Origin of the sequence: Halospina sp. K52047b (assembly GCF_008709855.1) — a bacterium.
Lineage (GTDB): Bacteria > Pseudomonadota > Gammaproteobacteria > Pseudomonadales > Oleiphilaceae > Halospina > Halospina utahensis_B.
Window position 1 is genome coordinate 39,659 of sequence record NZ_VYJH01000013.1, and the last position, 26,555, is coordinate 66,213.

At 64.1% G+C, this 26,555-nt stretch carries 19 protein-coding genes; 5 read left to right on the forward strand and 14 right to left on the reverse strand.

All coding sequences use genetic code 11. The features are described 5' to 3' along the window. The 14 genes from F3089_RS13920 to F3089_RS13985 all read right to left on the reverse strand — a co-directional run bounded on the left by F3089_RS13920 (nucleotide 1) and on the right by F3089_RS13985 (nucleotide 18,730). A complete protein-coding gene (locus tag F3089_RS13920) occupies nucleotides 1–1,863 on the reverse strand; it encodes a sigma 54-interacting transcriptional regulator (RefSeq protein ID WP_225741768.1) in 1,863 nt (620 codons plus the stop codon). A gap of 10 nt (nucleotides 1,864–1,873) precedes the next feature. Continuing rightward, nucleotides 1,874–2,515 carry a 3-isopropylmalate dehydratase small subunit gene (gene leuD / locus F3089_RS13925; RefSeq protein WP_151441389.1) on the reverse strand — a complete coding sequence of 214 codons (642 nt, stop codon included), beginning with the start codon at nucleotides 2,513–2,515 and terminating at the stop codon, nucleotides 1,874–1,876. Between the two features lie 2 nt (nucleotides 2,516–2,517). Further along, complete coding sequence (gene leuC, locus F3089_RS13930) at nucleotides 2,518–3,930, reverse strand: 3-isopropylmalate dehydratase large subunit (protein WP_151441390.1); 1,413 nt, start codon at nucleotides 3,928–3,930, stop codon at nucleotides 2,518–2,520. Continuing rightward, nucleotides 3,930–4,340: an isopropylmalate isomerase gene (locus tag F3089_RS13935; RefSeq protein WP_151441391.1), complete on the reverse strand. Its 411-nt coding sequence runs from the start codon at nucleotides 4,338–4,340 to the stop codon at nucleotides 3,930–3,932. Before F3089_RS13935 ends, leuC begins: the two co-directional genes overlap by 1 nt. Continuing rightward, the gene (locus F3089_RS13940) at nucleotides 4,333–4,932 is read right to left on the reverse strand and encodes an isochorismatase family protein (RefSeq protein ID WP_151441392.1); all 600 of its coding nucleotides are present in this window, start codon (nucleotides 4,930–4,932) and stop codon (nucleotides 4,333–4,335) included. Before F3089_RS13940 ends, F3089_RS13935 begins: the two co-directional genes overlap by 8 nt. Nucleotides 4,933–4,934: 2 nt before the next feature. After that, entirely contained in the window at nucleotides 4,935–6,803 is a 1,869-nt protein-coding gene (locus F3089_RS13945) for a hydantoinase B/oxoprolinase family protein (RefSeq protein WP_151441393.1), read from the reverse strand. Between the two features lie 5 nt (nucleotides 6,804–6,808). Continuing rightward, nucleotides 6,809–8,878 (reverse strand): hydantoinase/oxoprolinase family protein, encoded by a 2,070-nt coding sequence (locus F3089_RS13950; protein WP_151441394.1) that lies wholly within the window; start codon nucleotides 8,876–8,878, stop codon nucleotides 6,809–6,811. Between the two features lie 73 nt (nucleotides 8,879–8,951). Further along, a complete protein-coding gene (locus F3089_RS13955; RefSeq protein ID WP_151441395.1) occupies nucleotides 8,952–10,217 on the reverse strand; it encodes a DUF1329 domain-containing protein in 1,266 nt (421 codons plus the stop codon). A gap of 11 nt (nucleotides 10,218–10,228) precedes the next feature. Further along, complete coding sequence (locus tag F3089_RS13960; RefSeq protein ID WP_151441396.1) at nucleotides 10,229–11,911, reverse strand: DUF1302 family protein; 1,683 nt, start codon at nucleotides 11,909–11,911, stop codon at nucleotides 10,229–10,231. Nucleotides 11,912–11,926: 15 nt separating this feature from the next. Then, on the reverse strand, nucleotides 11,927–14,320 hold the full coding sequence (locus F3089_RS13965) for an efflux RND transporter permease subunit (protein ID WP_225741769.1): 2,394 nt from the start codon (nucleotides 14,318–14,320) through the stop codon (nucleotides 11,927–11,929). Further along, nucleotides 14,317–15,309, reverse strand: a complete 993-nt coding sequence (locus tag F3089_RS13970; protein WP_151441397.1) for a WD40/YVTN/BNR-like repeat-containing protein — start codon at nucleotides 15,307–15,309, stop codon at nucleotides 14,317–14,319. The genes F3089_RS13965 and F3089_RS13970 overlap by 4 nt, the downstream gene beginning before the upstream one ends. Then, nucleotides 15,299–16,243, reverse strand: coding sequence for a hydroxymethylglutaryl-CoA lyase (locus tag F3089_RS13975; protein WP_225741770.1), 945 nt, complete (start codon nucleotides 16,241–16,243; stop codon nucleotides 15,299–15,301). The genes F3089_RS13970 and F3089_RS13975 overlap by 11 nt, the downstream gene beginning before the upstream one ends. Beyond that, nucleotides 16,240–17,436, reverse strand: coding sequence for a CaiB/BaiF CoA transferase family protein (locus tag F3089_RS13980; protein WP_151441398.1), 1,197 nt, complete (start codon nucleotides 17,434–17,436; stop codon nucleotides 16,240–16,242). The genes F3089_RS13975 and F3089_RS13980 overlap by 4 nt, the downstream gene beginning before the upstream one ends. Nucleotides 17,437–17,836: 400 nt before the next feature. Beyond that, nucleotides 17,837–18,730 carry a Wzz/FepE/Etk N-terminal domain-containing protein gene (locus tag F3089_RS13985; RefSeq protein WP_192497395.1) on the reverse strand — a complete coding sequence of 298 codons (894 nt, stop codon included), beginning with the start codon at nucleotides 18,728–18,730 and terminating at the stop codon, nucleotides 17,837–17,839. Nucleotides 18,731–18,977: 247 nt separating this feature from the next. On the opposite strand from F3089_RS13985, the gene F3089_RS13990 reads away from it, so the two are divergent. From F3089_RS13990 to F3089_RS14010, 5 genes are all read left to right on the forward strand, one after another. Next, nucleotides 18,978–19,778, forward strand: a complete 801-nt coding sequence (locus F3089_RS13990) for a polyphosphate kinase 2 family protein (protein ID WP_151441400.1) — start codon at nucleotides 18,978–18,980, stop codon at nucleotides 19,776–19,778. Nucleotides 19,779–19,885: 107 nt separating this feature from the next. Continuing rightward, entirely contained in the window at nucleotides 19,886–21,331 is a 1,446-nt protein-coding gene (locus F3089_RS13995) for a DUF3375 domain-containing protein (protein ID WP_151441401.1), read from the forward strand. A gap of 2 nt (nucleotides 21,332–21,333) precedes the next feature. Further along, the gene (locus F3089_RS14000; RefSeq protein ID WP_225741771.1) at nucleotides 21,334–21,969 is read left to right on the forward strand and encodes a DUF4194 domain-containing protein; all 636 of its coding nucleotides are present in this window, start codon (nucleotides 21,334–21,336) and stop codon (nucleotides 21,967–21,969) included. Beyond that, nucleotides 21,969–25,343 carry an ATP-binding protein gene (locus F3089_RS14005; protein WP_353623152.1) on the forward strand — a complete coding sequence of 1,125 codons (3,375 nt, stop codon included), beginning with the start codon at nucleotides 21,969–21,971 and terminating at the stop codon, nucleotides 25,341–25,343. Before F3089_RS14000 ends, F3089_RS14005 begins: the two co-directional genes overlap by 1 nt. Then, nucleotides 25,340–26,530 carry a DUF3322 domain-containing protein gene (locus F3089_RS14010; protein WP_151441403.1) on the forward strand — a complete coding sequence of 397 codons (1,191 nt, stop codon included), beginning with the start codon at nucleotides 25,340–25,342 and terminating at the stop codon, nucleotides 26,528–26,530. Before F3089_RS14005 ends, F3089_RS14010 begins: the two co-directional genes overlap by 4 nt. Nucleotides 26,531–26,555 lie beyond the last annotated feature (25 nt).

Here is a 26,555-nt window from a genome sequence, read left to right on the forward strand (position 1 = left end):
TCACAGCTCTTTCAGACGGCGCCACAGCGTCGTCTGACTGATCCCCAGGTACTCGGCGGTCCGGGTCTTATTGCCCCCGAACTGACCGAGCACCTTCAGGATCTCCTCGCGCTCCACCTGGCGCAGGCGCCCTTCCACGGCCACCCCTTCAGGCTCCACGCAGTCCTCCGGGAACAGTTCCGGCACCAGCCTCGGCAATGCCTTCTCAAAATCCGCCAGCGACTCGTACAGCGTGACCGACACCAGCAACCGCTCCAGCATGTTCTCCAGCTGGCGCACGTTCCCGGGCCAGTTGAAGCGCACGAAGTACGGCTGCAACAGCGTGGCCAGCGCCTCAATGTCCACATCCACCTGATACTGCTCATCAAGCTTCTTCAGGAAGTGGTGGCTCAACGGCTGGATGTCCTCGATCCGCTCGCGCAATGCCGGCAGGCGTACGTTGAACACATTCAGCCGGTAGTAGAGATCCTCCCGGAAACGCCCGGCCTGGACCTCCTCGTAGAGGTCATGGTTGCAGGCGGCCACGAACTTGATGTTCAGCGCCACCGTGGTGCGCGAGCCCACCGGCTTGATTTCGCGCTCCTGCAACACGCGCAGCAGCTTGGCCTGCTGGGGCAGCGGCAGCGAATTGATCTCGTCCATGAAGAAGGTGCCGTTGTTGGCCGACTCCAGCAGACCGGACTTGCCGCCGCTGCGGGCATGGGTGAACGCACCGTCGGAATAGCCGAACAGCTCCGCCTCGAACAGCTCGCTGGGAATGGCCGCGCAGTTGATGGCCACGAACGGCCCCTTGCTGTTGAGGCTGACCTCATGGATCTGGCGGGCCGCCAGTTCCTTACCGGTGCCGGTCTCCCCGCGCAGCAGCACCGGCCCCGGGGTGGCGCCATAGATGGACAGGAAGTGGCTGGCCTCGGTCATCTGCGGCGACTGGAACACGAGCGAGCGTGAGGCATCATCGCTGTCGTCCTCGCGCCTTACGGGCGAGGCCACAATCGAGAACAGGTGGCCCACGTGATTGCCGTCCACCTCGAACAGGCGCTTGGTTACCCGGCACAGCCGGTCGTTGAGCACCATGCCCTCGGCCACCATTTCCGTGTGGTTTTCGAACCTGGGGTCCAGGAAGCGCTTCACGCCGCGCCCCCGCTTGAGCTTCGGCATCAGCTCAAACGCCCGCTCATTGAACGCCACCGCCCGGTCCATCACATCCGTGACCACCAGCGCCTTGGTCGACTGCCAGAGCAGGAAATCGATGAAGGCATCGCGCTCGCGCTCCACCTTGTTCCGGGCCGCGGTATCAACCGCCTGCTCGATCATGGCCCGGCATGAGGCCTTGGAATACAGCAGGGTTCCCGGCAGTCCGGCCTTTTCCGCCAGATCGCAGACATAGCTGGAACCGATGACCACACCGAACTCACTGAGGTCGGTGCTGAGGAACAGATCCCGGGCCTCTTCGGCGGTGCCGTAGGTCTTGTGCACCACTTCCAGGCCATTGAAGTAGGACAGGAACTCCGTCCAGGTGGGCTGGTGCTTGTAGGTCAGCAGCAGGATCCGGTTGCTGATCCCAGACGCCCTCAGAACGGCATTGATCATATCCGACTGGCGCACCTCCAGCACCACCACCGGCTTGGGCAGGGTATCCTTGAGGTAGTGGGCGTTGGCGCCGGCGCTGATGAAGATATCCACGGCATCGGACTCCACCATCCGCCGGGCCGCGCCCAGGGCATCGTGGAAGATGCTGTCGATGATGGTGATGTCCGCCACGCCCCGGTATTCCGGGATCAGCGAGTGCACCATCTGGTTGAGCTTGGAATTGCCGATCAGGCAGATCTGGACCCGTCGTGACTCCGCATTGTTGAACTCCACGGCCTGCCCCTCACTCAGTGAACAACCAGGGTTCGCGGGCGCGGCGGTTGGCCTCGAACGCCCGGATGGCCTCCGCCCGTTCCAGCGTCAGCCCGATCTCATCCAGCCCCTGCAACAGCGCCTGGCGGTGACCGTCTTCCATCCGGAAGGGCCACTCTCCCTGCGCCGGGTTCACCAGCGTCTGGTTTTCCAGGTCCACCGTCAGCTCAAAGCCAGCGTGCTCGCGGCAGCAGGCGAACAGTTCCTCCACACTGGCCTGCTTCAGGATCACCGGCAGCAGGCCGTTGTTGATGCAGTTGTTGTAGAAGATCTCGCCGAAGCTCGGCGCAATCACCACCCGGATGCCGAAATCCGCCAGCGCCCAGACCGCGTGCTCACGGCTGGAGCCGCACCCGAAATTATCCCGTGCCAGCAGGATGCTGCCTTTGTCGTACGGCGCCTGGTTGAGAATGAAGTCCGGATTCGGGCGGCGCTCGGTGATCGGCGTTTCCACATCACCGGGGTCCAGGTAGCGTTCGTCATCGAACAGGAAGGCCCCGAAGCCGGTCTTCTCCAGCATCTTCAAGTACTGCTTGGGCACGATGGCATCGGTGTCCACATTGCGCCGGTCAAACGGGATCACGATACCGGTATGGGTACTGAAAGGCTGCATGGTCACAACTCCCGTACGTCGGTGATGGCCCCGGTTACTGCAGCGGCAGCGGCCATCACCGGGCTCATGAGATGGGTACGTCCTCCCTTACCCTGGCGCCCCTCGAAGTTGCGGTTCGAGGTCGAGGCACAGCGTTCGCCTTCGGACAGGCGATCGTCGTTCATCCCCAGACACATCGAGCACCCGGCCGCCCGCCATTCAAAGCCGGCCTCCAGAAAGATGCGGTCGAGCCCCTCACGCTCAGCCTGCTCGCGGACCTGGCCCGAGCCCGGCACGATCAGGGCCTGGCGGATCCGCTCGTGCACCCGCCGGCCCTCAACCACCGCCGCAACGGCTCTCAGGTCCTCGATGCGCGCATTGGTGCAGGAGCCGATGAACACCTTATCCAGCTCTATGCCCGCCAGCGGCTGCCCTGGTTCCAGCGCCATGTAATCCAGCGCCCGCCGGTAGGCCTCGCGCAACCCCGGGTCGGCGACCTCTTCCAGCCGGGGTATGGATTCACTTATACCACAAACCATCTCCGGGGAGGTGCCCCACGAGACCTGGGGTGAGAGTGCCCCGGCATCGAAGTGCTCCTCGCGGTCGAAATGCGCCCCTTCGTCAGAGACCAGGTCCCGCCAGACACCGATCGCGCGCTGGAACATATCGCCTTTCGGCGCGTAATGGCGCCCACGCACGTAATCCTCGGTGACCCTGTCATAGGCCACCATGCCCGCCCGCGCGCCGGCCTCGATGCTCATGTTGCAGATGGTCATGCGCCCTTCCATGCTCAGTGAGCGGATGGCCGAGCCGGCGTACTCAATGGCGTAACCGGTGCCACCGGCAGTGCCGATGCGCCCGATCATGGCCATGACCAGGTCCTTGGGCGTGACCCAGGGCGAAAGCCGGCCGTCGAAGACCACGCGCATGTTCTTCTGGCGCCGCATTTTCAGGGTCTGGGTCGCGAGCACGTGTTCCACGTCGCTGGTGCCGATGCCCATGGCCAGGGTCGCGAAGGCGCCGTGGGTGGCGGTATGCGAGTCGCCACAGACAATGGTCATGCCCGGCAGGGTCAGGCCCTGCTCCGGGCCGATCACGTGCACGATCCCCTGGCGTGAGTCCGACAGCGGGAACAGTTCAATACCAAACTCATCGCAGTTATCGGTGAGGCGCTGGACCTGACGACGGGCCACAAGGTCCGCAATGCCCGTTACGCCGGCCTCCCGGTCACGGGTGGGGACCGCGTGATCCGGCACGGCGATGCTGGCACTGGTGCGCCACACCGGCCGGTGCTGCATGCGCAGCCCGGAAAAGGCCTGGGGCGAGGTGACCTCATGCAGGAGCTGGCGGTCAATGTAGATCAGCGAACTGCCATCGGGCAGATCATCGACCCGGTGGTTGTCCCAGAGCTTGTCGTACAGGGTTCTTGCCATCATCACTCATTCTCCACCTTCGACCACTCAAACCACTGGAACACCTCGGGCCCGTCACTGCGGTCGAGGCGGTAGCCGCACCAGCTGTCCAGCTTGCCCGCATCCAACGGCTCGATGATGCAGTGGGGGCGTGTGCAGTCCGTGCGCGCCAGGTCATTGGCCGCCAGGATGGCGCGGCTGCTCTCCAACCGTTCCAGCCCCTGCTGCGTCAGCGCCTGCTGATCGACACTGAGCCCCTGGACGTGGGTCTCGAACCCCGCCACGTAGGCCGCGCGATAGTCGGCACAGGCCGCCGGTTCACTCGCCAGCCTGGCCTCCAGCTCCGCCTTCAGCGGATCCTCACCGAGGCCCGGAAGCGCGCTGCAGCCCGCCAGCGCCAGCAGCGCCACGGGCACCACCGTCCGGCTAATCATCACCGGCCAGCAGCGCCAGTGTCTGTTGCAGGGAAAGCACGTCCACATACTTGGTCTCCAGGTCCTTGAGGTTGGCGTCATGGGCCTGGGCATCACGGTCGCCCACGGCATCGCGCACCACGATCGTGCGGTACTCGTTCTGCAGGCTGTCCAGGGCGGTGGCCCGGACACAGCCGCTGGTGGTCATGCCCGTCACCACAACGCCATCCACACCGGCCTGTTTCAGGAACTCGTTCAGGTCGGTGCCGAAGAAGCCACTGGGCCAGTGCTTGATGATCACGGGTTCGTTGTCACGGGGCGCGACCCTGGGGTCGATCACCTCCATGCCGGAACCCAGCGCCAGCACTTCCAGCGACGGCAGTTTCTCCCGGAAGATCCGGGCCTGGTCGGGCTCGCTGTAGGCCACCGTGGTGTAGAACACCGGCAGCCCCTGCTCGCGGAAGTACGCCAGCAACTGCTGGTTGGCCGCCACCACGGCGGCCGATTCGGTGCCCAGGGCGCTCTGCACGGGGTCGGTGAACCCCACGCTCATGTCCACCAGTACCAGCGCGTAACGCTCTGCCCTTGCAAGGGATCGGGAAGTCAGGCTCATGGTCAGGCTCCCTGCTTGTCCCAGGTCGGAGTTTCCGGTGCCGGCAGCCCCGTCTCCTCAAGGCAGCGCGCCTTGATCTCGGCAATGGTGCCGCCCCGGTTGAACAGCTCCGTGGTATCCCGGCCGGGCGCCATCTCGCCGCGCAGGCTTTCCGTCGCGGCGGCATCGATCCGGCCATTGGCGTCCAGCACCACGCCGTAGCGCCGCGCCCCGTCCACGCTCACCAGTCCACGCTTCACGTCGGTCGCAACGGCCTCGGGGTCGCGCTCGAGCGGGTTGCCCCAGCCACCACCGCCCCAGGTGTCGAACAGCAGCAGGTCGTCCTTGCGCACGGTCACGTGGTCGCACTTGGAGGGCAGGATCTGCTCGGAACCGTCCGCCCGCAGCAGCGTCTTGCGGCTGCGCATGCCCGGATCCCCACCGTTTACGCCCCAGGGGTAGGTGAGCCAGCGGTCGTCGTGGATCGAGACCTCGCCGTTGGCCAGTAAGCGGTAGCCCACGCGGATGCCATTACCGCCGCGATGTTTACCCGCACCTCCGGAGTCCGTGATGGTCTCGTAGGTCTCGATCCGGATCGGGAAGTACGCCTCCACGAACTCGTTGGGCACGTTGGTGAAGCCCGGCCACAGCGAGTGACCGTCGGGCCCATCACCGAGCGGGCGCCCGGGAATACCCCCGAAGCCGATCTGGAACAGCTGGAACCATTCCTCGTTGTCGTCGTAACCCGAGTACATGAAGTGCGGCGAGTCCGAGAACCCGGCCGCGTTCATGGCATCCGGCGAGCCCTGGCCCAGCAGCCCGCTCATCACATCGAACAGCCGCCCCAGCAGGTGGGTCCGGCACGACAGCGCCGCAGGGAAGTTGGGCTTGAGGATCGAGCCCTGGGGAATGCGCACCTCCACCAGGTCGTAGAAGCCATCATTGAACAGGATCGAGGGATCGAACAGGTTGATGGTGAAGGCCCCGAAGAACATCTTGAACATCTCCTCGTTGAGGTAGAAGTTCACCGATGACGGTGCCTGGGGGTCGGTGCCCTCGAAGTCGAAGATGGCCTTGTCGCCCTCGCGCCACAGGGTGCAGCGCATGGTGTAGGGCCCGAGACCCGCGCCGTCATCGCAGATGTAATCCTCGAAGGAGCGTTTGCTCTCGGGCACCACGTTGCGGATGATCTCGCGCATGGCCACGTAGTTGCGCTCCAGCATCTCGCCCAGCGCGCTGGTGAAGATGTCGTCACCGAAGCGTTCCGCCAGCTCGATGCAGCGCCGCGCCGCCGTGCGGCAGGCCGCCACAATGGCATTGAAATCCGACTGGTCCCAGCTGGGCACCCGCACGTTGTGCAGGATGATGTCCAGCGCGTCCTCGTTGAGCACGCCGCCGCGGTAGATCTTCATCGGCGGGATCCGGATGCCTTCCTCGAAGATGGAGGTGGCATCGGTGGGCAGGCTGCCCGGCACCTTGCCGCCCACATCGGACATATGCCCGAACATCGCCGCCCAGTTGATCAGCCGCCCGTCCTTGAACACCGGCACCAGGATCAGCCAGTCCGGCAGGTGGCTGACCGCGCCGTCACAGGCATAGGGGTCATTGGTGAGGAAGACGTCGCCTTCGTTGATGTCGCCGTTATAGGAATTGACGAACCCGGAGATGAAGGAGCCGAACTGGCCCACCACCATCTTGCCCTCGTGGTTGGCGATCATCGGGAAGGCGTCGCCCTGCTCGCGGATGCCCGGGGACATGGCCGTGCGCATCAGCACCGCGTCCATCTCCTTGCGGGCGTTGGACATGGCGTTCTCGATGATATCGAGGGTGACCAGGTCCACATCGACCCGCTTCAGCGGAGTATTGTTGGTTTCGTTCAGTGTGGCTGGCATCGCAGTTACTCCTTGCCCGGACTGGCAGGCTCGATCAGAAGGTTCCCGACCCTGTCCACGGTGGCGTGGTAACCGGGCAGGATGACGGTGGTGGAGTCCATCTCCATGACAATAGCCGGCCCTTCCACCACATGGCCCGGACTCAGGTGGTCGCGGTCGTACAGCGTGGCGTTGTAGTCCCGGCCCTCGTAATAGATCGGGCTCTCGCCCACGATGGCGACATCCGAACTGGTCTCGCTGACCGCCCACTGGCGCTCCCGGATGTTCGGGCGCGGCGCCCTGGCGGTGGCGCGCAGGTTCACCAGCTCGTGCTCCTCATCCAGCGAGAAACTGAACAGCTGCAGGTGCTCGGCATCGAAGGCGCGCCGGAGCACGTCCAGTCCCTCGCTGCGCAGGGTCTCGGGCTCGACCACCTGGGTCAGCAGCAGGGCCTGGCCCTGGTAGCGCACATCCGCCTCCCAGGTCACCACCTGCTGGTCCCGGGGAATGTCCTGGTCCGCAAGCGAGTCATTCACCTGCTGGGTCAGCTGGTCCAGGGTCGCGACCACGTCCTCCTTCGTCAGGCCTGAGAAGCCCCTGACCAGTGAGCGCGACGCCTCGTCCTTGACCCGGGTGGTGGCATCCCCGTAGGCGCACAGCACCCCTGGCGAGGGCGGGATGATCACCGGCCAGGCATCCATGAGGATCCCCAGGGCGTTGGCGTGCAGCGGGCCGGCGCCACCGAAACCACAGAGCGCGAAGTCCCGGGGGTCATAGCCCTGCTCCACGGAGATCAGGCGCAGGGCCCCGAACATGTGCTCGTTGGCAATACGCACGATGCCCTCGGCCGCGTCCTTGATCGACAGGTCCATGGCGTCCGCCACGGTCTGGACCGCTTTTTCCGCCAGATCCTTGCGCAGGGCCATGTTGCCGCCCAGTTTCTGGTCGGCGGGCAGGTAACCCAGCACCACGTCGGCGTCGGTCACGGTCGGGGCTTCACCGCCCTGGCCGTAGGCCGCCGGGCCTGGTGTGGCACCGGCGCTATCCGGGCCCACGCGCAGGGCCTTGGTCAGCTCTGGCACAAAGGCGATGGAGCCGCCGCCGGCCCCGACCGTACGCACGTCCACCGAGGGCGCGCGTACCGCCACGTCCCCTACCTGGGTTTCGCGGCGCAGCCGGGCGCTGCTGTTCTCGATCAGGGCCACGTCCGTGGACGTTCCCCCCACATCGAAGGTCAGCACCCGGTCAAAGCCACCCCGCGAACAGAACCAGATAGCCCCGGCCACGCCGCCGGCAGGGCCGGAGAGCAACAGGTTGACCGGTGTCGCGGCCGCCGCCTCGCTGGCCGCCAGACCACCGTCGGAGCGCAGGATCGACAGGTGCACATCATCGGCCAGCCGGTGGGCGATTTCCTTTTCCAGGTGACTGAGGTAACTCGACACCTCCGGGTGAACGAAGCTGTTCACCACCGTGGTCTCGGTGCGCTCGTACTCCTGCATTTCCGGTACCACCCGCGAGGACAGCGACACCGGAATGTCCGGCATCACCTCGGCGGCGATCTCACCGATGCGGCGCTCGTGCTCGCCGTTGGCGTAGGCGTTGATGAGACAGACCGTCACCGCCTCCACGCCCGCTTCCTTGAGCGCCTGGAGCTTGCCCCGGATGTCGTTGTCATCCAGCGGCGTCACCACATCCCCTTTGGCCCCGATACGCTCATGGGCCTCGACCGTGTCCTCCAGCGAGGCCAGCAGTGGCTGCTTGTTGAAGATCACCCAGCCGCCGATGCCGCCCGGCACGTAGGAACGGGCAATGTGCAGCACCTGGCGGTAGCCCTGGGTTGTTACCAATCCAACCCGGGCGCCTTTCTGCGTCAGGATGGCGTTGGTGGCCACCGTGGTGCCGTGCATCACCGAGGTGATGTCCTGTGGTTTGACCCCGGACGTGCGGCAGATCTGCTCAATGCCGTTGAGTACCCCCTGGGAGGAGTCACTCGGCGTTGAGGGCACCTTGCAGGTGAACGCCTCACCGGTGGCATCGTTGATCAGGAGCAGGTCCGTGAACGTACCCCCGACATCCACACCCAATCTGAAGCTCATAGATGCTCTCCTACAGACGATTGGTGGCAACGGGCGTCAGCCGCCCGTTGCTCGATGGTTGAAAGGCGAGGCATCAGCGTTCCGCCGCCCGTTCGAGCTCACGCAGACTGATGTCTTCAGGACCGGTTCCGGGCGTGTTCAGGCGCACATCCGGGTGCAGGATGAAGATGGTCGCGTGGCGACGCTGGTAGTCGATGGTGAAGCCGGCGGCCGAGACAATCCCGCGATCACCGTCCTCGGTGGGCACGGTCTTGAGGTTGTAGTTCATCCACTTCCAGAACTCGCCCTTGCGGTCATAGACGTCCGCCATGTAGAAGCGCGGGAACTCGGTGTCCATGTACATGACCTTCCTGCTGTAGGGGTGCTCCGGCGGCGCGGTGGCCTCGATCACCCAGACGTCACGCGGCTCCCACTCGTCCTGCGGGTTCCAGTGCGGGGCGTCGTCCAGGTCGATGATCGGGAACTCCTCCGGGCCGCTGGCGTCCAGGTTCCAGGAGCGGTTCTGGCTGTGGGCGACGGCCAGGATGGTGCGCTTGCCCAGCAGCTTGTACTCCGGGTACCAGGTCGGGTGGGCGTTGAAGATCTCGATGTCGTCGTTGAGCTGGTCGGTACCGCCGATCGGGTCCATCCAGGTCCCGCCGGACAGCCGCCGGGTCCGGCGCACGGTCTTCAGGTAGGCCCAGCTGTCATCCAGCTGCGGGCCGTCGTAGCGGATGGTGAACAGGCCCAGGCCCCGGATGTCATTCGGGTAGGTGGCGTAGAGCAGCTGCTTGAACAGCACATCCTCATCGCCCACCTCGGTCTGTTCCTCGCCCAGGCGCCCCTTGGTGTAGAAACGCTTGAACACCCACTCCTGGCGGCGTTCCAGTCCGTCCTCGTCATCCACGAACAGGTACGCGAACTTCGGGTAGTCCTGGAAGTTCTTGGTGGGCTGGGCCACGTGGTGGTTCCAAACCAGTTTCTCCGCCGCGTGCGGCGTGTCCTCGGTCACATCCGGGAACGGCATGCCCGCCACCCAGCCTTCCATCAGCCGGGTCTCGGGATCGAAGGTGGCCTGGTCCGAATACTTCTCGGTGGCCGCCATGTAGTCCTCGCCCAGCTTCACGGGCTCGGATTCCTTGAGGGTGATCACCAGCCCCTCCTCCTGGATCAGGCGCTGCTGCACATCGGTCAGCAGCGACTCAATGGTGTTGCCCTCGAAGGTATCCTGGAGGCGCTGCTCCAGGTTGTCCGCGTTCAGTTTGTCCCCCGGGGAAAGCGCCGCCGCCAGGGCCCCGCTGGAACCAGCCGCCATGGCCAGCGCCAGTGTCATCTTTCGGATCGTGGGTTGGATGGTCATTGTTGTTCTCCTCAGAATTGGTAGGTCAGGCGGGCCATGAGCTGGTCATTGCCTGAGAAGTACCCGAACAGGTTGGTGTCGTTGAAACCCTGAAGCGGGCGGTCCTGGTCGGTCTCGTGGAAGAAGAAGTTCCCCTCGAGACGAATACGGATGTGGTCCCCCTGTACCAGTTCAACAGCCGGTATGATCACGCCACCGCCATAGGTCAGGTCGGAGACCGCGGCCAGTGACGGATTCACCGTGTCGTTGGCGTAGTTCGCCGAGAGCACGGCGGTCAGGATGGAACTGAACTCCTCGGTCTTGCCGCCAAAGCCGGCGGTGTTGACCAGCTGGTCGCTGCCCTCGTAATCCGTGATCCAGTTGTTGAAGATCTGGATACTGGCGAACGACGGGCGGCTGGTGCCGATCAGGTCGGTGAGGTCCAGCTGCTTGTCGATGCGGAACATCGACCGAAAGAGGTTCTTCTCCTTAATACCACAGAAGCCGGGGAAAAACCCGCAGGCCTGCGTGGACGCAGGATTACCGTTACTCTCAAGGCCAAAGTTATAGGGCGCATCCGGGATGTAGGCGAGCTCGGTGCTGAACACCACATCCAGTGCCGGGAAGTAGTTGTTCGCGGTCACCCCGAACACATCGATGGTCGGGAAGATGAACTCCCCGGCCCAGTTCGACTCGCCTTCATACACCCCTTCATAGGGCCCATCACTCAGTGTGGGCGCGGTGTTGTTGGTGGCCGGATTTGGGTTGGCCACCGGGTTCGGGTTGGGCCCGTGGAACCAGGCCAGCGAGTAGCCCCAGTTGCCGATCGTACTGTTCCAGCGCAGACCGCCAGCGCCATCTGTCACATCCGCGTCCGGGTGCTCGTAGTTGTAGCGCACGCTCGCGCCGAACGGGGCCGACTGGAACTGCACACCCCGGTTCGGCTGGTTGGCCCAGCGCCCACCCTCAACGTCGTAGTTGTTGCCGAAGTCTTCCTTGTCGTTGAGCTCGCCCGGAATGTAGATTGCCTGCAGATCGCCGTCGCCGATGCGCTGGCGCAGGTTCACAATATTGAGCGGCTTACGCAGTTCCTCGTTCTCCGGCTCCAGGAAGGACCGCCAGCGGAAGTCGTAGCCGTGAACCACGTCCATCAGCTGGAAGAAGTCCGTCTCGCCCCAGACCACCTGTTGCCGGCCCAGCTTCAGGTTCGTCGAATCCGTCAGGTCCATCTGGACCCAGGCCGCCCGTATTTCCTCGTCGTTGTAGACGTCGCGCTTGAGATCCCGGTACGCGGTGCCATCGCCGCCCGGGGTCTGCGACCATTCCTCGGCCACCCGCTGCATGTCGCGCATGTACTCGGTGTTCACCTCGCGCGAGATCCGGCCACTGAACTTGAAGCGGGTGCCGTCGCCGAAGTCCCGGAACAGGTTCAGCTTGCCCACGGAGCGCAGCATCGAGAGGTCGTACTTGTAATCGTCCTCCTGCGTGCCATCGAAGATCGCCGGGCCGGGGCCGATCAGCGTCGGGTTCTCCAGGTTCATGCCAACGTACTGGCGCAGATAGCCACTGATTTCCCAGTCCTTGAGCAGCCAGTTCGGTTCCTCGGCATACACCGGCGTGGTGACCCCGGCTGATGCCGCAGCAATTGCCCCTGCCAGCAGCAGACGCCTCGGGACGTTTTTGCGGACCAGGCCGCGTTTGTTGTATGTGCTCATGTCGTTCACCCGTAGTCAGTACGTGGAAGGAGCAGGTTTTCCGGCTGTCTGATCAGCCGGGGTAGTCTGCGGGGCCTGGCCGAAGATGAACTTCGGGCGCAGAACCCTTACCAGGGAGGGCATGACGAACAGCGAGGTGAACGCTGAAACGAGCAACCACAACCCGATAAGCATGCCCATCTCCGCCTGGAAGCGGAGAGAGGAAAAGGACCAGAGAAGCACGCCGGCGGCGAGGGTCACTGACGTCAGCAGCACCCCGCGTCCAGCGGAATAGAGGGACTGGCGGATGGCTTCCACGGCATCGCCATCAGGCTCTTTCTCAAGGTATTCCTTGACCGAGTCCACGATGTAGAAGGCGTAATCCACCCCCAGCCCGATGCCCAGGGCGACCACCGGCAGGGTGCTGATGCTCATGCCAATGCCCTGCCAGGCCATGAACGCGAAGGTCACCACGTTCGAGATCAGCACCGGCACCATGAAGAAGATGCCGCTGGCGGAAGAGCGATACACCACCAGGCAGGACAGGATCACCACCAGCAGCGCCAGCGCGATCGCCTCGACCTGGTCCCTCAGAAGCACCTCGTTGACCGCCGCGATAATGCCCAGCGAGCCGCCCGCCATGCGCACGTCCACGCCATCCAGCGGGTTGTTATTGATGAAGCGCTTGATCTGGTAGGTCGCCTGACGCAGGGTCTCGCCCTTGCGGTCCTGCAGGAACAGGATCACCGAGCCGTCGCTGAACATGGGGTTGGCGTACTGGGCCAGATCGTCCGGCGCCGCGCCCTGCATGTAGAAGCTGATCAGCTCGCCGTTCTCCATCTGGCTGTTGCCCAGCTCGCGGTAACGCGGGTTGCCCTCATAGAGGTTGCGCCGCACGTCCACCACGATGTCCGCCAGCGAGAGACTGCCCCCGACCTGCGGCATGCGCTCCATGCGGCGCTGGAAGCGCTGCATCCAGTCGAGCACATCCGGGCGCTTGAGCACGTCGTCGCCGCCGGAGAGCACGATGAACATCTGCTCGGTGCCCGGGTACTGCTCATTGATCAGCGCACTGTCCCGGTTGAAGGACGAGTCCTCCCAAAGGATCGGCGAGCCGGGGGTGGCATCGCCCACGGTCAGGTCTGTGGCCTTGAACACCAGCAGGCCCACCGCGATGGCGGTCACCGGCAGCACCACGTAGCGGGCGCGGGTCTCGACCACCTTCACCGCCACGCTCAGCACCGCGGTCAGCAGAAAGCGCAGGTTCAGCGGGTGGGCGTTGCGCAGCGGCGCCTTAACCCAGCTCAGCAGTACCGGGGTCAGGATCACGGCGGAGAAGCCGATGGTCATGACCCAGATGGCACCGATGATGGACACCTTCTGCAGCAGCGGGATGGGCGTGAGCACCACGCACAGGATGGCGCCGGCGTCCGAGACCAGCCCCAGAAGCCCGGGCCGGAAGAGCTCCTTCATGGTCTGCTCGGCGGCCTTTTTCGGCTGAACGCCCTCGCCGTCGCACAGGTCATCAAACCGGGTGATCAGCTGCACCGCATGGCTGAAGCAGCGCGCGGTGATGATGAACGCCACCACGATGACCAGCGGATCAAAGTTGAAGCCCAGCAGCACCCCGATGCCCAGCGCCCAGATGGTCGAGACCACGCCACTGAGCAACGGCAGCAGCGTCCCGCGCCAGGTCCGGTTCAGCAGGAACAGCGCCAGAAGCATCGCCCCCAGCGAGGCCAGCGCGATGTTCACGGTCTCGCCCAGATAATGGTTCACCCAGCCGTACAGCACCGGCTGGCCCACAATGTGGTGTTCGACCTGGTCCTCGACCGGCGAGGCATCCAGGATCGACTGGATCTGCGGGAAGATCTTGGTGTAGTCCACCAGGTTGTCGTAGAAGTCCACCTGGATCAGCGTCGACCCCTGGTCCTGGGCCACGTAGATGCCGTAGACCAGCGGGTTGTTGAGCACCGCGCTCTGAAGCTTGTCCACGCCCTCGCGGGTCTCGGGCACATCCGGCCACATCAGCGGCACGCTCTCGATGCCCCGGGAAGAGGCGTTCACGGACTTGAGCTTGCGCGAGGCCAGGGAGGTAATCTGGAAGGGATTCACACCACTGACCTTGGCCAGCTCCTGGGTGATGCGCTGCACCTCCTTCAGGATTGGGCGCTGGAAGATGGTGCCCTCCTCGGCCGCCACCATGATCGACACCTTGTTGGAGCCCCCGAAGGTCTCCTTGTACTCCTGGTGCACGTCCACGTAAGGGTGGCCCTGAGGCACCATGTCACTGAACTCGGTGTAGACCTCCAGGCGCGTCAGCAGTGCCGCCATGGCGATCGTGGAGACCACGATCAGGGCCGTCACCGGCTTGCGGTGGCGAATACAGAATTCAGACAGGGCCTGAGCGAAACGGCTGAGCGACATCATTGGTTCTCCTCTGCTACCGGCCAGGTGTTCCAGTCGGAGGCCCGCAGCAGGCCAATGGTCTGGCCGGCGATCACGGTGCCGCGTTCAGTGGTCTGGAGGCGGGTGTGGTAGCCGCTGCCAAAGTTCTCGGGCTCGCGGCTCTGCCACTGCTGCCCGTCGGTGGAGGTGACCAGGGCGCCGGAGTTACCGACAGCCAGCCAGCGCTCGCCGTCAAAGCCCACGTCGTACAGGTGCTCGGAGGTCACGGGGTCAAGCTTGCGCCAGTCACTGTCCGGGCCGGCGCGGTACAGCATGGTGCCGTTGTTGCCGACCACCACGCCGGCGCCGTTCTGGGTGAAGTCGACCGAGCGCAGGCTTTCGGAACCGAAGGTCCGGGTCTGCCAGCTCTGGCCGTTGTCCTGCGAGTGGATCAGCTCCCCGAACTCGGCCGTGATCCAGAGGGTGCCGTCAGGCGCGGCATTGATGTCGTTGAGCCCGATGTCCTCATCCAGGCCCAGTGACTGCCAGTTGCGGCCGCCGTCATCGCTGCGGAAGATCGCGCCCATCTCGCCCACGACCCAGAGCTCACCCTTGAGCCAGGCCGCGTCCACCATCTTGCCGGCGCGTTCGGACACTGGCAGGCGCTGGGATGTCCATTCCGACTCCCCCGCCCGGCGGATGAAGACCGCACCCTCGTTCCCCACGGCCACCACGGTACCCTCAGGGGTCACGGCCACACCCTGGAGGTTGATGGCCTCGGGCATGGTGTGGCGCTCCCAGCCCTGCGGCTCGCGGGTGCCCTCCAGCACGGTGCCGGCGTTGCCCACGAACCAGAAGCGTTCGCCATTGGCGCTGGCCACGTCGTAGAAGATGTCCCGTGGTTCTTTCAGCGGCTGGGGCAGCGGCAGCGGTTCCACCGTCGGGTGGATGAAGGCCGCGGCATAGCCGAGGCTGGCGACCACAGCCCAGGGGGCGATCTGGGCGACGAATCCGAAAACCTTAGCAACCATTGGGTTCACCTCCCTGCTGGCCGTCGTACTGGCGGGCGAGCCAGCGGAAGCTCTTGCCCCCCAGCTCCGTTCCGGTCAGCGCCTGGGCGTGGCGGACCACCGGCACCAGCGCCAGCGGATCAATGCCGGTGTCGTAGCCCATGGCTTCCAGCATCTGGGCCACATCCTCGGTGGCCACATTGCCGGTGGCACCGGGCGAGAACGGGCAGCCACCAAGGCCACCGATGGAGGCGTCAAACTCGCGGACCCCGTAGTTGAGCGAGGCGAGCACATTGGCCAGGGCCATGCCGCGGGTGTCGTGGAAATGGCAGGCGATCCGGCTGACCGGCACCACAGCGCCAACGGCCTCAAGCACTGCCTGCACCCCTTTCGGGTTGGCAGCACCGATGGTGTCGGCGATGATGATCTTCTCCGCACCGGCCGCCGTCATGCGATCGGCGTAATGGCGGACCACTTCCGGATTGACCGGCCCCTCAAAGGGGCATTCAAAGGCCACGGCCAGATAGGCCTGGGCCGCAACGCCCTCGGCACTGGCGCGCTCGAGGATCCCCTCAAAGTCGGTGGCGGATTCATCCACAGTGCGGCGGATGTTCTCGTAGTTCATGGTCTCGGTGACCGAGAGCACCACGTTCACCACCCGCGCACCGGCCGCCACGGCCAGTTCATAGCCCTTCATGTTGGGAACCAGGGCGGCGTAGCGCACCTGATCCTTTGAAGGCAGACCCTGGAAGACCTCATCCGTGCCGGCCATCTGCGGCACGGCCTTCGGCGAGACGAAACTGCCCGCCTCAACGTGACGCAGCCCTGTATTAACAAGACGCTGGATCAGCTCCAGGCGTTCCCTTGGTGTCAGCGTCTTGCCCTGGCTCTGGAGGCCGTCCCGGGGGCCGACCTCATTGATGACGACTGAATCGTTTACGGCGGTTGCCATCATCCAACGATCCCCTTATCCAGAAGTGAACGGATCCGGTCCGCGCTGTAGCCCAGCTTCTCCAGCACCTCACTGGTGTGCTGGCCCAGCAGCGGCGGCGGTGTGTAGGAGTCGGGCTCGTCAATGGAGAGCTTGATGGGGTTGCCGGGCGCACGAACGGTGCCGCCGTCCGGCTGGGGAATATCCACCACCATGTTGCGGAACAGCACCTGGGGGTCGTTCAACGCATCGGACAGACGATTGACTGGGGCGCAGGGAATGCGGGCGCCGGAGAGCAGCTCCACCCAGTGCGCGGTGGACTCGGTGCGCAGCAGCTCGGTCAGGATGCCGTTGATGCGGTGCTTGTCCGCAAAGCGCCCGGGCTGGGTGCGGTACTCCGGGTCGCGCAGTTCATCGATGTCGAGCAGCTCCACCAGGTTGTCCCAGAAGCTGTCGAAGATCACCGCGATGATCACGAAGCCATCGCTGGTGCGGAAGGCGTCGTAGGGCACGTGCACGAAGTGGCTGTTGCCGATGGGCGAGGGGTTCTCGCCGGAAAGGAAATACATGGTGGCCATGTAGTTGAGCATGCTGACCTGGCAGTCGAGCATGGAGATGTCCACGTGCTGGCCGTAGCCATGGGTGGTGCGCGAGTGCAGGGCCGAGAGAATGCCCATGACCGCGAACATGCCGCCGCCAAGGTCCCCAATGGGAATGCCCGCGCGCGCCGGGTGCTCGGCGTCATGGCCGGTGATCGACATGCCACCGCCAATGCCCTGCACCACCTGGTCGAAGGCTGGGCGCTGGTAGTTGGGCCCGTCCTCGCCGAAGCCGGTGACCGAGCAGGTGATGATCTGCGGGTTGATCTCGGAAAGGTGCTCGTGGTCGATCTTCAGCTTGGTGGGAACGCCGGCGGAGAAGTTGTCCAGCACCACGTCCGCATCACGCACCAGATCATAGAAGATGGCCAGGCCATCCTCGCTCTTGAGGTCGATGCACACGCTTTTCTTGTTGCGGTTGAGGGTGATGAAGTACGCCCCCTGCCCGCCATGGGAGAACTTGGGGTTACCGGCAAGCAGCGAGCGGGTGCCCTCCCCCTTGAGCGGCTCAACCTTGATCGACTCCGCTCCCAGATCCGCCAGCAGCATGCCGGCGTAGGGTCCGGAGAGCATGTGCGTCAGATCAATGATCCGCACATCTTCGAGTGGTTTGGTCATGGCTGGTCAGCGCCTTGTTGTTGTCCGGGAACGCAGAAGGCTCCACCTCCTGCACGTTCAGTCTCTGGTTCAGCTCTGCCTGACCTATTGCAGGCGCTGTGCCAGAGCGTTCGGAAACAACAAAGACGCTGTTAAAGCGTTGTTCTGGAAGGACGTTAATGAAAGGAAAGCAATACGTAGAAGCCGGGGTGTCTCAGGAGGGTATTTCATCGTGAAAGGGGGACCCTTTCACCATTGCACCCCCGGGAAAAGCCGCCTCCCCCACTGTAGGAGCGAACCCCGCAAGCGATACCAGAGACCATCGCGAGCAGAGCTCGCTCCTACATGGCAATACGGAAACGCTGTTCCGTAGGAGCTTGCCCCGCAAGCGATACCCAAAAATCGCGAGCGAGGCTCGCTCCTACGAGGAGGTTTCCGCCTCGCGGACGCGGGCGGCGAATTCCACGAAGAACGCCATGAACACGCCCAGCATGCCGCCAAGCAGCGCACCGAGCACCAGGATCAGGGCGCGGCTGGTGCCCACGGGATTAAGGGAGGCAATGGCAAGGTCTTCCGCGCGGGTGGGCTTGATCCAGGAACGGCGGGTCTGTTCCTCGCGCAGGTTGCTCTGGATCTCGTTGATGCGCTCCTCGCGCTCGGAGATCCGCTCATTGAGCTGGAGCTGGCTCAACAGCAGGGTCAGCGCCGCGTCCGAGCTGGCCAGGGTCGCGCGCACGTCCTCTCCGGCCAGGGCCTGCGCCTGTGTATCGCCGTTGCCGGCCTGCTCCGTCGAGTTCACGCTCAGCCCCTCAAGCACCTTCATCCGGCGCTGCTCCGCCTCCAGAGCCCCGCGCAGGTTCTTGAGCTTGGCGTCGCTTTCTTCTTCAAGGATGCTCAGGCGGGACTGGTGCTCATCACGCAGGCGCTTGTAAATCCGATCATGGAACTCAGCCACCGTCTCCTGTTCATCCAGAGGCGCCTCCGTCACCAGGTTTACAAAGCTGCTTTCCTCCGCCGTGGAGACGGACACATCAAAAGGCATGGATTCGAGGTCCCGCTCTTTCAGGTAGGCCCGTTTGGCGCTGAGCAGGATGCGCTCCTCGATGGTATTTTTGGTGCCGGAGGCACTGGCCACGTACTCCTGGGGCCCGAACTCACCCAACTCGATACTGGTGGTGAACGCGTAGACCCGTTCCTGGGAGAACGCATAGAAGGCAGCCCCCAGTGTGCACGCCAGGAAGGTCCCGATGATCACCCACCGGCGCCGGATCAGCGCCCGCGCCAGATCCACCAGGTCAATTTCGTCATCGTGCACTTGGGGGGCTTGTTGATCAGTAATGGCGGCGTCCCTCTACCAATGTGATGCGGAATGGATCGTCAGAGGCCTGCATTATAGACAGGATTAACGGGTAGTGCATTTACGACCTGTGTAGGAATCGTGGTTGCATAGGAGCTTGCCTCGCAAGCGATACCCCAAAAATCGCGAGCAGGCTCGCTACTACAGATCTGCCCGGCAAATGGGCTACGCTGGGCAGACCAAACCGCCACCGGATCGAGGCCCCATGGACTGGTCATTTGACGCCAACCGCCCCCAGCTCAGCCACTACCCCAGCCGCGCCGAGCACCCCGAGGCCCTCCCGGATCTGGAGACCAGCCTGAAAACCATCGGCGAATACCAGCGCCGCCTCTGGGCGAACCGGGAAAAGGCCCTGCTGCTGGTGGTCCACGGCCCGGACGCCAGCGGCAAGGACAGCCTGATCCGAACGCTGGCCACCTACATGGACCCGGCCGGGTTCCATGCCTGGTCTTTCTCGCGGCCCACAGGCAGCGAAACACGGCACGACTTTCTCTGGCGCGTCACGCCTTTCCTTCCAGCGTTCGGGGAGGTCTCGGCGTTCAACCGCAGCCACCATGAGGCCGTCATTGCCGAAAGGGCCTGGCCGGTCTGGCACGCCGGGCCCGGGGAGCTGGAGGGGCGCTACACCTCACTGCGCCAGTTCGAACAGCACCTGGCGCGGGAAGGCACCTGCATACTCAAGTTCTGGCTTCACACTTCCGAGCAGGAGCACGAAAAACGCCTGCGCAAGCGCCTTGATAAACCCCACAAACGCTGGAAGTTCGACCCCTCGGACATCGAGGGCTGGCAGCGCCGGGACGAACTGCTGGGCTACGCGGAAGAAGCCATTGGCGCCACTCACATACCGGAGGCGCCGTGGTACATCATCCCGGCCGACAAAAAACCCGAAGCCCGCACGATCATCGCCGGCCTTCTGGCGGATACACTGCAGACCCTGGCACCGGAGTACCCCGCAGGGGATGAGGCAGTGCTCAACCGCTACCGGCAGCTGCTGGACGACGCCTGAACGCGTTGTCCGCTGCAGGAGATGGATCAGGAGTGAGTTGCTGGAATTGACCCTCCCGTAAGGTGTCATAGAATGAAAGGCTCAATAATGCACCCTCAGGACACCCCTTGGATTACCAAACCGCCGCCCAGCTGCGCCGCCACCACCCGGCCTGGAAACTACTGCAGGCGAACCATGCGCCCCTGACCATCAGCTTTCTCGATGAGGTGTTCATCCAGCCCAACGAGCGCAGCCTGAGCGAATCCCACCTGCAGGCCCGCCTGGAGGACCGGCTGTTCAACCTGCGCGAGACCGAGGGCGAGGACGCCTTCCCGCAAACGGCCGCGCACTACCTCAACGACTGGGCGGATAACGACAAGGGCTGGCTGCGCAAGTTCTATCCAGCCAACTCGGACGAAGCGCACTTTGATCTCACGCCGGCTGCCGAAAAGGCCATCCAGTGGCTCAACAGCCTCACCGAGCGCCAGTTCGTGGGCACCGAGTCGCGCCTGAAAACGGTGTTCGATCTGCTCCAGCAGATGCTCGAAGGGGTGGAGACGGACAAACAGACACGGCTGAACGATCTGCAGCGACGTAAGGCCGAAATCGAGGACGAGATCGCACGGGTGAAAAGCGGCGATATCGAGATCATGGAAGAAACGGCCGTGCGCGAGCGCTTTCAGCAACTGAGCACCACTGCCCGCGAGCTGCTGTCCGACTTCCGCGAAGTGGAACAGAATTTCCGCCAGCTCGACCGCCAGGCCCGGGAACAGATCACCACCTGGGAAGGGCGCAAGGGCGAACTGCTCGACGAGATCTTCGGCGAGCGCGACGCCATCGCCGACTCCGACCAGGGCCGCACCTTCCGTGCCTTCTGGGATTTCCTGATGTCGCCGACCCGCCAGCAGCAACTCACAGAGGGCCTGGAACAGGTTCTGTCGCTGGAGGCCGTCCAGCAGATGGCCCCGGACCCGCGCATCAAGCGCGTCCACTACGACTGGCTTGAGGCCGGCGAGCAGACCCAGCGCACCGTGGCCCGGCTTTCGGCGCAGCTGCGGCGGTTTCTCGATGACCAGGCCTTTCTTGAGAACAAACGCATCATGCAGCTCATCCAATCCGCGGAAACCCACGCCATCGCCCTGCGTGGAGAGCGCCTGGACGGCACCTGGATGACACTGGAATCCCCCAGGGCGGACATCAACCTGCCCATGGAACGGCCGCTGTTCTCGCCTCCGCTGCGCCCGGTACTGGAGACCAGCGTAGCCACCGGCGATGAAACCGATGTCGACCCGCAGGCACTGTTCAATCAGGTGGTGGTCGACAAGGCCCGACTGCAGTCCGCCATTGCCCGCGAGCTGCGCCACAGCTCACAGGTCACGCTGGCGGATGTCATACGCAACCACCCATTACAGGTCGGCCTGGCGGAACTGGTGAGCTACCTCTCACTGGCCGGGGATGACCCGCGGGCCAGTTTTGATGAAACACAACCCCAGACCATAGAATGGCAGGACGATGAAGGCACCCGGCGCCATGCCCGAGCCCCGCTGGTCCTGTTCACCCGAGCCCGGAGCTGATCTTGGAAGAGCGCACCAACACCGAATCCGGAGACGCCAACGCGCTGTCGCCCATTGTGGTGAAGCTGCTCAAGGGCGTGATCTTCGAGCAGGACGACCCGCGGCTGTGGCAGCAGCTTCTGAACCTGCAGCCGCGCATCCGCGACTACGTGGCCGTGATGGGGCTGGCGCTGCGGGTGGATGAGAGTGAGGGCTATGCCTGGCTGACCTCGGACACCTCTGAGGATAGCGACGCCGACATCCCCCAACTGATGCCAAGGCGGCCCCTGTCCTACCCCGTCAGCCTGTTGATCGCGCTGCTGCGGCGCAAGCTCGCCGAGTCCGACACCGAGGGCGGCGACCCGCGCCTGATCCTGGACCGGGAGGACATCGTCAACATGATGCGCACCTTTCTGCCGGAGACCTCCAATGAGGCGAAACTGGTCGACCGCATCGACACCCACCTCAATAACGTCGAAAAACTCGGCTTTATCCGCCGGCTCAAGGGCCAGAAGGACAAGATCGAGGTCCGGCGCATCATCAAGGCCTATGTGGATGCCCAGTGGCTCAACGAATTCGACCAGAAACTCCAGGCCTACCGCGAGCACATCAGCGCCGATGACAGCGATGCCACCCATACCAACGACGGGGCCGAGTGATGGCAATGCAGGAACAGCTTCTCGATTTTGCCAGTGATGACCAGCTCGCCGGTTTCCGCCTGCAGCGCCTGGAAGTGCTCAACTGGGGCACCTTCAACCACCACGTCTGGCGCCTGAACCTGGACGGTCGCAACGCACTGCTGACCGGCGACATCGGCTCCGGCAAGTCCACCCTGGTGGATGCCATGACCACACTGCTTGTCCGCCCCCAGCGTGCGGCCTACAACAAGGCCGCCGGCGCCGAAAGCAAGGAGCGCTCACTGCGCTCCTACGTGCTTGGCTACTACAAATCCGAACGCAGCGACACCGGCCCCAATGCCAGGCCCGTAGCCCTGCGTAATCACAACAGCTATTCGGTGATCCTGGCCAGCTTCTACAACGCCGGATTTGACCAGACCGTCACCCTCGCCCAGCTGTTCTGGCACAAGGACCAGCAGGGTCAGCCCGAGCGCATCCACATCGTGGCCGAGCAGGATCTGGCCATCGAAACGGACTTCGCCAACTTCAACGCCAACATCAACACCCTGCGCAAGCGCCTGCGTGACACCCCCCATATCCAGATCCACGACAGCTTCGCCAAATACGAGGCCGCCTTCCGCCGCCTGTTCGGCATCGACAACGACCAGGCCCTGGAGCTGTTCCACCAGACGGTGTCGATGAAATCCGTGGGCAATCTCACCGGCTTTGTGCGCGAGCACATGCTCGAGGCCTTCAACGTGGGCCCACGCATCGACGATCTGATCGAGCACTTCGATGACCTTAACCGCGCTCACGAGGCCGTGCTCAAAGCCCGCGCCCAGATGGAGGTGCTGGAGCCGCTGGTCGGCGACTGCGACGAGCATCAAAGCCTGCAGCAACAGCACCAGCACTGGGAACAGTGCCGCGACGCCCTGAAAAGCTACTTCGCCCACCACAAGAGCCAACTGCTGCACAAACGCCTGGACAATCTCGCCGAAGAGCACCAGCGCCAGCAACGCCGGCTCGAACAGCAACAGACCACGCTCACCGAGCAGCGCGGCGAACGCGACCGGCTGCGCCAGGCCATCGGCGAGCACGGCGGTGACCGTATCGAACAGCTCAAAACCGACATCGCCCGGCGCCAGGACGAACGCAACCAGCGCCAGAGCAAAGCCGAACACTACGCCACCCTGGCCGGCCAGCTGGGCCTGACCCAGCACCCGGATCTGGAGACCTTCGGCGACAACCTCACGCAGCTTGAGGCCCAGCGCAGCGAGCTGCAGGAGCGCGACCAGACGCTGACCAACCGCAACACCGAAGCCGAGGTCACCCTCCGCCAGAGGCGCAGCGAGCACCAGAGCCTGAGCGAGGAGCTCGACTCCCTGCGCCAACGCCGCTCCAACATCGCCAGTGCCCAGATCCGCATCCGCGAGCGCCTGTGCCAGGACCTGTCACTGAACGAGGACGCGCTGCCCTTTGCCGGCGAACTGATCCGCGTACGCGAGGATGAAAGCGACTGGGAAGGCGCCGCCGAACGCGTGCTGCACAATTTCGCGCTCTCGCTGCTGGTGCCGGAGGCGCACTACAGCGCCGTTGCCGAATGGGTCGAGCAGACCCACCTCAAGGGCCGGCTGGTGTATTTCCGCGTCAGTCACCCCCGCGTGACCGCCCCGCCACAGCTCCACGCCCAATCACTGGTGGCCAAGCTCGACATCAAGCCCGACTCCGAGTTCCATCCCTGGCTTGAGCAGGAACTGGCCAAACGCTTCGACTACGCCTGCTGCGACGATCTAGCCCAGCTCCGCCGCGAGCCGCGCGCCATTACCCGCGCCGGCCAGATCAAGACCAACGAGCAGCGCCACGAGAAGGACGACCGTCACCGGCTCAACGACCGCAGCCGCTTCATGCTCGGCTGGAGCAACCAGGACAAGATCGCCACCCTGGAAAACCAGCAGGCGGACCTTGAACGCGATATCCAGCAACTGGGGGCCGAACTGGCGGAGATCCAACGTCAGAAGGAGGAATTGAACGACCAGCGCGATACCCTGGTCAAACTTCAGGCCATCCAGGACTACAGCGAGATCGACTGGCACACGCCGGCGCGGGCCATTGCCGAGCTGGAGCGGGAAAAGACCGAGCTTGAAAAGGCCAGCGACCAGCTGCAGACACTGAACGAGCAACTCGATGCCCTGGAAAAACGCATCGAGGAAAGCGAACGGGAAAAGGAACGGCTCTCCGGCCAGCTTGCCGTCACCCGGGAGAAACAGCAGAACGCCCGGAACGAACTCGAGGAGTTGAACACACTGCTCGAGCAACAGAGTCAGGATCAGCCCTGGTTCGAGGAGCTGGATGGTCTACGCGAACAGGCCCTGGGCGAGCACCAGCTCACCGTCGAGTCCTGCGCCAACCGCGAGCAGGAGATGCGCGAGTGGCTGCAGCGCAAGCTCGACAACGAAGCCAAGCGAATCCGAAACCTGGAAGAGAAAATTCTTCGGGCGATGAATGAGTTCGCCAGCCGCTGGCCACTGGACACCCAGGAAATGGATGCCAGCATCGACGCTGCGGGCGAGTACCGCGCCCTGCTCACCAGCCTCAAAGAGGACGATCTCCCGCGCTTCGAGCACAAGTTCAAGACCCTGCTCAACGAAAACACCATCCAGGAGATCGTTGGCTTCCAGGGCAAGCTCTATCAGGAGCAGGCACTGATCCGCGAACGCATCGAACAGATCAACCGCTCACTGGCGGATATCGAGTACAACCCCGGGCGTTACATCCGTCTGGAGGCCGAAACTAACCCCGACCCGGACATCCGCGAATTCCAGCAGAGTCTCAAGGCCTGCACCGAGGGCAGCGTCACCGGCACCGAGGACGAACAGTACGCCGAGAGCAAGTTCCTGCATGTGAAGGCCATCATCGAGCGCTTCCGCGGCCGTGAGGGCACCACCGAACTGGACCAACGCTGGACGCGCAAGGTCACCGACGTGCGCCAGTGGTTCAACTTCGCCGCCTCCGAGCGCTACCGCGAGGACGACACCGAGTACGAGCACTACACCGACTCCGGCGGCAAATCCGGCGGCCAGAAAGAGAAACTGGCCTACACGGTGCTGGCCGCAAGTCTGGCCTACCAGTTCGGGCTGGAGTGGGGCGCCGTCCACTCACGCAGCTTCCGCTTCGTGATGATCGACGAGGCCTTCGGGCGCGGCTCGGACGAATCCGCCCGCTTCGGCCTGGAGCTGTTCCAGCGGCTGAACCTGCAGCTTCTGATCATCACCCCGCTGCAGAAGATCCACATCATCGAGCCCTACGTGGCCCAGGTCGGCTTTGTGTACAACCCGGAAGGGCGTGAGTCGCTGCTGCGCAACCTCACCATTGAGGAGTACCGGGCGGAGAAGCACAAGCGCGAGCACCCTGCATGAGCACCTCCGGCCCCTGGAGCACCCCGGAAGATGTCGCCGCCACCCTGCGCAAGCGCTGGCACAAGGGGGAACTGCTGCGCGCCTGGCAGCAACCGCAAGCGCACTTCCCCCTGCGCCTGCCACTGAAAAAGCCTGGCCCACGACAGCTTCTGGACCAGTTTCCGGAAGCCCGGGAATGGGCCCGCCAATGGCAACAGCAAGCCCGCTGCGGGGATTTCTCGCTGGAGTGGGAAAGCCGCAACCACCGCCAGCTCGGGCGTAACAAGATTCCCAGCGCGGTCGTGTTCGAAACGCCCGAACAGGCACTGGGCTTTATCCGCCACCGGCGCCAGGCCGAGCGCTTCAGCGCCTGTTTTAAGGCCCTTACCGAGGCGTTTCCCGAACTCCATGACTGGGCACTGGCGAATCCGCTGGCCGTACTTGAACACCACGACAACTGGCCACGCCTGCGTGCGGTTATGCACTGGCTGAGAGACAACCCGCGCCCAGGCATCTACCTGCGCCAGCTCGACATTCCCGGCGTCGACACCAAGTTCATCGAAGGCCACCGCAAACTGCTCACGCAACTATTCGACCGCGTGCTGCCTGAAGCCGCCATCGACCCCAACGCCACCGGTGCCAGCCAGTTCGAGCGCCGCTACGGCTTTGCCAGTAAACCAGCCACAGTCCGTTTCCGCATTCTGGACGCCGCCCATACCCTGCACGGGCTCAGTGACCTCCAGATCCCCGTCCATGAATTCAACACCCTGAATACGGCCTTCGAGACCGTTCTCATCGTGGAAAACGACATCACCGCCCTTGCCTTCCCACCAGTGCCGGACGCCATCGTCATCTTCGGCCAGGGCTACGGCGTGGACAGACTCCTTGGCGGGGCCGGCTGGCTCCAGGACAACCCCGTCTACTACTGGGGCGACATCGACACCCACGGCTTCGCCATTCTCAACCAGCTGCGCAGCGTCCTGCCGCACACCCGCTCACTCCTGATGGACGCCGCCACCCTCAGTACTTACCCGTCGCTCATGGGCACAGAGCCCAAACCTACCCACCACCGACTTCCCAACCTCACCGCGGCGGAACAGGCCCTCTACCACGCCCTGCTCAACGGCGACTATGGCGAGCAACCCCGCCTGGAACAGGAACGCATCCCCCTCAGCGCCCTGCCCGAGCGGTTTGCCCATCCGCTGTAGCGACCTGGATGTCGGGGTTCAGGCT